We start from the raw sequence: 7,853 nt of genomic DNA, 5'->3' as shown, positions 1-7,853 counted from the left end.
CCTTATGCCTGGTGACCATAGCAAGTCGGAACCACCCCTTCCCATCCCGAACAGGACCGTGAAACGACTTCGCGCCGATGATAGTGCGGACTACCCGTGTGAAAGTAGGTCATCGCCAGGCTCTTATCGAGAAACGCCCCAGATCCATCCGGTCTGGGGCGTTTTGCTTTGTGGCGCCAGCCGGACATCCGCGTTGAACGACCGGCGGGACTGCTTCAGTTGCAGCCGTGCTGCGCCGCTTCCGCCATTTCTTCCGGCGATACGTCGCGGATATGTGTCGCCAGCGACCAGCGGTGGCCGTACGGGTCCTGCACTTGTCCGTAGCGGTCGCCCCAGAACATGTCCGCCGCCGCCATGATGACCTTGGCGCCGGTATGCCTTGCCTGCTCGATGGCCGCATCGACGTCGGGCACATAGAGATGCAGAACGACTGGCGAGCCTTTCAGCGTGGTCGGCCCGAACGAATTCCACTCCGGCACCTCCTCGGCCAGCATGATGGGCGAACTGCCGATACGCATCATGCCGTGCATCAGGCGTCCGTCCGGCATGGTCATCTTGTGCAATCCTTCGGCGCCGAATGCGCGCTTGTAGAACTCCATCGCCTCGACCGCATTGGCGCAGATCAGATGGGGCGTCAGCGTCGGCATGCCTTCCGGGATCGGGTTCACGTTGGCTTGTGTCATCGTTGGTTCTCCTTGGTAGATCAGTTATTCCGCGCGTGGCGTCGGGGCCTGCCGGATGGCGTCCAGCTGCCGGAAGCGTTCAAGGCCTTCGCTGGGCGGGAGATCGTCCAGGTCGTAGACCTGGCGCACTTCCACTTCGCAGTCCTCGCCGGTGCGCGGGTTGGGGAAGCGGCGGGTCCACTCCAGCGCTTCCTGCCGCGAGCCGACTTCGATCAGGGTGAAGCCGGCGATCAGCTCCTTCGTTTCCGCGAACGGTCCGTCGATGACCGACGGCTGTCCCGTACCGTAGCGGATACGCCAGCCCTTCGCGCTGGGCTGCAGGCCGCTGGCGTCGACCAGCACGCCGGCACGGGACAGTTCCTCATGATAGGCCGCCATGTCGGCGACAACGTCGGCATCGGGCATGGCGCCGGATTCGGTCAACTGGGTCGCCCGGACAATGATCATGAACCGCATGTTGGCTCCTTGTGAGGCGGACGGCTCAGGGTTGCAGGTCGAAGACAGTCTTGCCGCTTTCCGGATCGAACGGGGCGGAGAAATGGTCATGCGCGATCCTCCAGCCCTGGTCGGTGCGCCGCAGTCCAACCGTGACACGCATCCATGACGCCGCTTCGCTGCCGTCTTCCTGCTGATGGCCGCAGCGCAGCAAATAGTGGCCGTAGCCAATCTGGTTCTCGGTGTGCAACTGCAGCTGGTGGATCTCGAATACCATCGCGCCAGGACACATCTGCATGCAGGCGGCGTAGTGGGCGCCATAGGCCTCGATGCCTTTGAACTGCAAGGCGCCGATGGCATCGAAGGCGACGATGTCGTTGGCGTAGTGGGTCATCACGCGCGCGACGTCTCGCGTGAGGCAGGCCTGGCGCCAGTCTTCCAGCATGTCGCGGATCGCCTGGTGGTCGCGCTGGGTGTCTGCGGATTGCGTCGTCGATTGCATGGCAAATCTCCTTCTGGTCGGTTCACGGTGATGCGGCGTCTCGCGCCGGCTTGCGGACGCGGAAAGACCGCGGGCAGGGATACGGAGGGTGCCGTCAGGGGATGGCGGCGGCGCTGAGCGCTTCCAGCGATCGGACCGGCCGCACCTCGACACTGCCCAGGCGGGCGGCCGGGATGGCGGCGGCCAGATGCAGTGCTTCATGCAGGCCGTCGGCGTCGATCAGGTAGAAGCCGGCCAATTGCTCGGCCGTCTGGGCGAAGGGGCCGTCGGCGATACCGACGCGCCCGGCGCGTACGCGCAAGGTGGTTGCCGTTTCCACGCTCTCCAGCGCCGCGCCGGCGAGGTAGTGGCCAGCCGCCTGCAGCCGCGCCTGGTAGGCGTGGCATTCGTCCACGATTCTCTGCAGTTCCAGCCCAGGCATGCAGCGCAAGGTCTGCTCGCAGGCGTAGATCAGGCACAGATACTTCATCGCCAGGCTCCTTTCGATCGGTGTTGCCTCGGTATCTGTTACCTGATCGATTGGGGCCCGGCGATTTCGACAGCGAATCGACGTCGCAGGAAAAATTATTTTTCGGGACCTTGCCGGTCGGCGGGCAAGATCGGTGGCGGCGCTAGCCCATGGAGTGCAGGTCGGCGGGACGGGCGGCGCTGGCGGCGGCTTGCGCCATATCGGGAAGCTCGCGCACCGGGCGGATCTCGATGCTGCCCAGGCGCGCAGGCGGGATATGCGAGGCGACCTGGACCGCCTCGTTCAGGTCGGCCGCCTCCAGCAGGTAGAAGCCGGCCAACTGCTCCTTGGTCTCCGCGAACGGGCCGTCGGTGACGGCGACCTTGCCATCCCGCACGCGCACGGTCTTCGCCGTCTCGACCGGTTCCAGCGGCTGTCCGGAGATGAAATGCCCGCTGCCGCGTATACGCTCGCCGTATTGAACGCAGTCATTGACCAGCGCGTTCCAGTCCTGCGGCGACATGCCATAGACTTCCTTCTCCTGGTAATAGATCAGGCACAGGTATTTCATCGACGTCTCCTGTCAGGGGTTCGGTTGCGGGGGATGGCCCCTTGTCGTAGTCGAACGGGCGCGCCGCATTTCGACAGCAGCCCGCGCGGGCGGCGCGCTTTGTGGTGCCCGCCGGGTCTTGCTACAGGCTCAGGGAAGCAAGGCGGCGCTCGATATACCGGCGTTCGGGCTCCTGCCGCACCAGTTCGAGCACGCGCAGATACGAAGCCCGGGCCTCGGCATGCCGGCCAAGCCGGCGGCACAGGTCCGCGCGGGCGGCATGGGCCAGATAGTAGTCGGCAAGCTCGCCTCGCTGCAGGATGCCGTCGATCAGCGCCAGGCCGGTCTCGTGGCCCTGCGACATGGCGATCGCCACGGCCCGGTTCAGCTCGACCACCGGCGAGGGCTGCATCCGCAGCAACATCTCGTACAGCGCGACGATCTGCGGCCAGTCGGTGTCCTGCGCGCGCGGCGCTTCCGCGTGGATGGCCGAGATCGCCGCCTGCAGGCTGTAGGGGCCGAAGCGGCGGGAGGACAGCGCGCGCTCGACCAGCGCGGTGCCTTCGGCGATCAGGGTCCGGTCCCAGTGGGTCCGGTCCTGATCCTCCAGCACGACCAGCTCCCCGGCCGCGTTGGTGCGCGCTGCCCGCCGGGACTCGTGCAGCAGCATCAGCCCCAGCAGTCCCATGACCTCCGGCTCGGGCAGCAGCTCCAGCAGCAGGCGTGCCAGCCGGATGGCTTCGCCAGACAGGTCGTGGCGGGTCACCGCTTCGCCGGCGGCGGGGCTGTATCCCTCGTTGAAGACCAGATAGATCACCCGCAGCACGTTCTCGAGCCGCTGCGGCAGTTCCTCGCGCCCCGGCACCTGATAGGGGATACGTGCATCGCGGATCTTGTTCTTGGCGCGGACGATGCGCTGGGCGAGGGTTGGCGCAGCGGCGAGGAAGGCGCGCGCGATGTCCTCGGTGGCGAGCCCGCAAACCTCGCGCAGGGTCAGCGCGACCTGGGCGTCGGAAGACAGTGCCGGGTGGCAGCAGGTAAATATCAGGCGCAGCCGGTCGTCTTCCAGCGTGTCATCGTCGAAGGCGCGGTCGGCACTTTCGTCCGGTATTGCCTCGATCTGCTCGGCAAAATCGTCCAGCGGCCGAAAGCGTGCCTGTCGCCGGATGCCGTCGATGGCCTTGAAGCGGCCAGCGGACACCAGCCATGCGCGGGCGTTCTCGGGCACGCCATCGCGGGGCCATTGCTCCAGCGCGGCCCTGAAGGCTTCGTGCAGGGCTTCCTCGGCGAGGTCGAAGTCGCCCAGCAGACGGATCAGGGTTGCCAGTACGCGCCGGGATTCCGCGCGATAGACGGCCTCGACCGTGGCGGCGGCCGCGGCATCCCCATCGTGCGGCAGGGGCTGCACGTCGGGAGCGGCGAAGGGCGAGGACGAACCTGACATGGAACCGGAAAGGGCCAGCGGTACGGCGGCGATGGTAGAAGCCACCGATTCTGCAGCGGGTCGCCTGCAGTGGCAAGCCTTCCCCCGGCACAAGTCATGCTTCGGGGGCATGCCACCTGTCTGGAGCACGATTTGCCGCCGCCTCCCGAGCTATCGCAGACCGCCGCCGCTGCCCCGGCCCATGACGAGCCGTCCCTGGGACGGCGCCCACCGGGTGCAGGCCGCGTCCGCTGGCGCCGGCTGCTGGCGTTCCTTGGGCCGGGCTACCTTGTGGCGGTTGGATATATGGATCCGGGCAATTGGGCCACCGATCTCGCCGCGGGGTCCGGGTATGGCTATTCGCTGCTATGGATCGTGCTGGTCTCGAGCCTGATCGCCATGCTGCTGCAGACCCTGGCGGTCCGGCTGGGGGTCATCACCGGCATGGACCTGGCGCAGGCATGCCGGCGCAATTCGGGACGGAAGTCGGCCTTCGCCCAATGGGTGCTGTGCGAACTGGCCATCTGCGCGACCGATCTGGCCGAGGTCATCGGCACGGCCATCGCGCTGAACCTGCTGTTCGGCATTCCGTTGTCCTGGGGCGTGGCGCTGACCGTGCTCGACGTGCTGCTGATCCTCGCCTTGCAGCAGCGTGGCTACCGTCAGCTGGAGGCGGTGGTGATCGCGCTGCTGGCGGTGGTCTTCCTGTGTTTCGCCATCAACCTGGTGCTGGTGCAGCCGCAGTGGAGCGAGGTGGTACGCGGCTTCATCCCGCAGCGACGCCTGGTGGTCGACGTGGACATGCTCTACATCGCCATCGGCATCATCGGGGCCACGGTGATGCCGCACAACCTGTACCTGCATTCGTCGATGGTCGGTCCGCAGCGGCTGGCCAGCGCGAGCGAGGACAAGGCGACGCGGCTACGCTACTACACCGCCGACATCATGATCGCGCTGGTGCTGGCCTTCTTCATCAACGCGGCGATCCTGATCACCGCCGGCGCCGCCTTCCATACCGAAGGGCTGCAGGAAGTGGCCGATCTGCGCGAAGCCTACCAGCTGCTGGGCCCGCTGACCGGCACGGCGCTGGCCAGCGTGCTGTTCGGCGTGGCGCTGCTGGCGTCCGGCCAGAGCTCGGCCGTGACGGCGACGCTGGCCGGGCAGATCGTGATGGAGGGCTTCGTGCGGTTGCGCCTGCCGCCATGGGCACGCCGCCTGCTGACGCGCGGGGTGGCGGTGATTCCGGCGATGTTCGTCGCGCTCGCCTATGGCGAGAGTGGCATCGGCAAGCTGCTGGTGCTCAGTCAGGTGATCCTGAGCCTGCAATTGCCGTTCGCCGTGGTCCCGCTGATCTGGCTGACGAGCCGACGCAGCGTGATGGGCGACTACGTAAACGGCCGGCTGGTCACCGTGCTGGCCTGCATCGCGGTGACGCTGATCATCGGCATGAACATGACGCTGGTGGCGCTGGTATTGGGCGCTGGCTGAGGCAGGTCGCAAGGAAAAACCGGCGCGGGGAGGCGGGGGTCCCCGCGCCGGTTTCGACGGGACATCGGTGCAGCGTCAGGCAGTCTGTCCCATCGCCGGATCGCTGACCGTATGCTGGCCCGTTTCCACGCGTCCGGCGAAGCGCCGGTAGAAGGTGGGGTCGCTGCTGCTGGTCACCGCAAAGTCGTACCACTGCCCGCTGTCACGCAACGCCCAGTGTTGCGACACCGAGGCGCTGGCCCCGACCTCGTGTTCCCACGGGCCATCGCCGCGGTATGCGAGCGGCGCAATGGTGAAGCGGCACGCGGCGGTGCCCGGGTTCAGCAGGTCGACGTAGACGTCGCCATTGGCGATGTCGTAGCAAACCCGGATTTCCGGCGCCGCCTGCGTCGCCCCCAGTCGGCTGGTGTCCCCCTTGAAATGGCGGTGAAAGCCGTTGGGGCCCAGCACCCACAGATCGTAGCGGCCGAAGTTGTCGAGTCCGGCATTCCAGACATCGGACAGCGTCTTGCCTGCTTCGACCATGTAGCGGCGGGGAATGCGATCCAGCTGGTAGCAGTCGTAGACGTGGAAGACCGCGGCGTGGTTGCCGGTATTGGCGAACAGCAGCTCTACCTGGCCGTTGGCATGGCAGCGCGCGCTGGTATGCAGCTCGTAAGGCAGGGCGCGGGAGGGGCGGGTACCCGGGGCCTGCAACGGCAAGCGCATGTCGCGCGGCACCGGCACCGCTGGCAGCTTCTGCTGTTCGGCCCGCAAGGTATCGGCAGCCGATCTGGTGGTCCGTCCCGACAGCGTCTCCAGCGCCTCCACGTTCGGCGTGCGGAAATTGAAGGCACTGGTCAGGTCGCCGCAGACGGCGCGGCGGAACGGGCTGATGTTGGGCTCCTGCACGCCGAAGCGTGCTTCGAGGAAGCGCAGCACCGAGGTGTGGTCGAACACCTGCGAATTGACCCAGCCACCGCGGCTCCAGGGCGAGATGACGTACATGGGGACGCGCGGACCCGGGCCAAAGACGTTGCCGTCAGGGGCCGGCTGCGTCCTGCTGCCCTCTGGCGCCGGCTGCGTGAAGTACTCCGCGGCCAGGTCGGCTTCGTTCAGCGTGGTCTTGCCGAGGTAGCTGCCGTTCGCGGTGCGCGAGGGTGCCGACGGCGAGGGCATATGGTCGAAGTAGCCGTCATTCTCGTCGAAGTTGACCAGCAGCACGGTCTTGCTCCAGACCTCGGGATTGGCGGTCAGCGCATCGAGGACTTCCTGCAGGAACCACGCGCCCTGCACCGGACTGGACGGGCCGGGGTGCTCGCAGTAGATCGACGGGGCGTTGATCCACGATACCTGCGGCAGCCGGCCTTCGAGCACGTCGCGGCGGAACGCGTCGAGATACTGGTCGGGCTGCTCGCCGGGCAAGGTGTTGGCGATGCCCTTGTAGAGCGGGTTGCCCGGGTTGTCCGTCGCCGCATCGTAGGCGTGGTAGGGCAGCGGCTGTCCGGTGTCGCTGTAAGGCTTGCCGGGGGCACCGCCGCTGGAAACCGGAAAGCCCGAGGCCAGGTTGGCGCGGCGGAACGTCTGGAACGCGCCCAGCATGTTGTCGCCCCATTCGTCCGGCATGTTCTGGTAGCAGATCCAGTTCACCCCCGCCTCTTCAAGGCGCTCGGCATAGGTCTTCCAGGTGTAGCCGATGTTGGCGTCCGACGGCACGCCGTTGATCGCATCCCACTCGTTGTTGACGAAGGCGACGTTCTGGGGGACCGGACCGTTGGTACCGGTCAGGAAGAAGGCGCGGTTGGCATCCGTGCCGGTGTGCATCGAGCAGTGATAGGCGTCGCAGACCGTGAAGGCGTTGGCCAGCGCGAACTGGAAAGGGATTTCCTGTTCGCGGTAGTAGCCCATCGAGGTATCGGTCTTGGCGACCGGCCAGCGTGACATGCGGCCGTGGTCCCATGCCTGCTGGCTGTCGACCCACGAGTGCGGCGTGCCGGCGACGCGCTGCGCATTGTTGGCCGTGCCGTCCAGATGGTAGGGCGTGATCACGCTGCCATCCTTGCGCTCCTGCTGCCAGACCTTGCGGCCGTTCGGCATCGGGATGGTGAAGCGGTCGCCGAATCCGCGCACGCCGCGCAGCGTGCCAAAATACTGGTCGAAGGAACGGTTCTCCTGCATCAGGATGACGACGTGCTGGACATCCATGATGGTGCCGGTGGCATTGTTGGCCGGGATGGCCAGCGCACGGCGAATGCTGGGAGGGAACGCGGCGAGCATGGCGGCGGACAGGCCGGCGCCGGCGCTCGCTTGCAGGAACTTGCGGCGGGAGGTCATAGGGTGTCGGA

General features: G+C 66.7%; 8 protein-coding genes and 1 rRNA gene. 2 read left to right on the top strand and 7 right to left on the bottom strand.

What is annotated here, in order from left to right; all coding sequences use genetic code 11:
- The first annotated feature begins 7 nt into the window (after positions 1-7).
- Positions 8-121 (top strand): 5S ribosomal RNA (gene rrf, locus K6V06_RS19310).
- A 94-nt stretch (positions 122-215) separates the two neighbouring features.
- Here rrf and K6V06_RS19305 read toward each other — a convergent pair.
- From K6V06_RS19305 to K6V06_RS19280, 6 genes are all read right to left on the bottom strand, one after another.
- Positions 216-683, bottom strand: coding sequence for a VOC family protein (locus K6V06_RS19305; RefSeq protein WP_222245751.1), 468 nt, complete (start codon positions 681-683; stop codon positions 216-218).
- Positions 684-707: 24 nt separating this feature from the next.
- On the bottom strand, positions 708-1,139 hold the full coding sequence (locus tag K6V06_RS19300) for a YciI family protein (protein WP_222245750.1): 432 nt from the start codon (positions 1,137-1,139) through the stop codon (positions 708-710).
- Between the two features lie 25 nt (positions 1,140-1,164).
- Positions 1,165-1,620, bottom strand: a complete 456-nt coding sequence (locus K6V06_RS19295) for a nuclear transport factor 2 family protein (RefSeq protein ID WP_222245749.1) — start codon at positions 1,618-1,620, stop codon at positions 1,165-1,167.
- Positions 1,621-1,714: 94 nt separating this feature from the next.
- The gene (locus K6V06_RS19290) at positions 1,715-2,089 is read right to left on the bottom strand and encodes a YciI family protein (protein WP_222245748.1); all 375 of its coding nucleotides are present in this window, start codon (positions 2,087-2,089) and stop codon (positions 1,715-1,717) included.
- A 142-nt stretch (positions 2,090-2,231) separates the two neighbouring features.
- Positions 2,232-2,639, bottom strand: coding sequence for a YciI family protein (locus K6V06_RS19285; protein ID WP_222245747.1), 408 nt, complete (start codon positions 2,637-2,639; stop codon positions 2,232-2,234).
- A gap of 121 nt (positions 2,640-2,760) precedes the next feature.
- Positions 2,761-4,107, bottom strand: a complete 1,347-nt coding sequence (locus tag K6V06_RS19280; RefSeq protein ID WP_370637510.1) for an RNA polymerase sigma factor — start codon at positions 4,105-4,107, stop codon at positions 2,761-2,763.
- Between the two features lie 51 nt (positions 4,108-4,158).
- On the opposite strand from K6V06_RS19280, the gene K6V06_RS19275 reads away from it, so the two are divergent.
- The gene (locus K6V06_RS19275; protein ID WP_222245746.1) at positions 4,159-5,529 is read left to right on the top strand and encodes an Nramp family divalent metal transporter; all 1,371 of its coding nucleotides are present in this window, start codon (positions 4,159-4,161) and stop codon (positions 5,527-5,529) included.
- Between the two features lie 75 nt (positions 5,530-5,604).
- Here K6V06_RS19275 and K6V06_RS19270 read toward each other — a convergent pair whose 3' ends face one another.
- Positions 5,605-7,842, bottom strand: a complete 2,238-nt coding sequence (locus K6V06_RS19270; protein ID WP_222245745.1) for a phosphocholine-specific phospholipase C — start codon at positions 7,840-7,842, stop codon at positions 5,605-5,607.
- Between the last annotated feature and the right edge of the window lie 11 nt (positions 7,843-7,853).

This window comes from Cupriavidus sp. AU9028, assembly GCF_019795295.1.
In the GTDB taxonomy this organism is placed as follows: domain Bacteria; phylum Pseudomonadota; class Gammaproteobacteria; order Burkholderiales; family Burkholderiaceae; genus Cupriavidus.
This window is presented reverse-complemented; position numbering and strand designations above follow the sequence as displayed.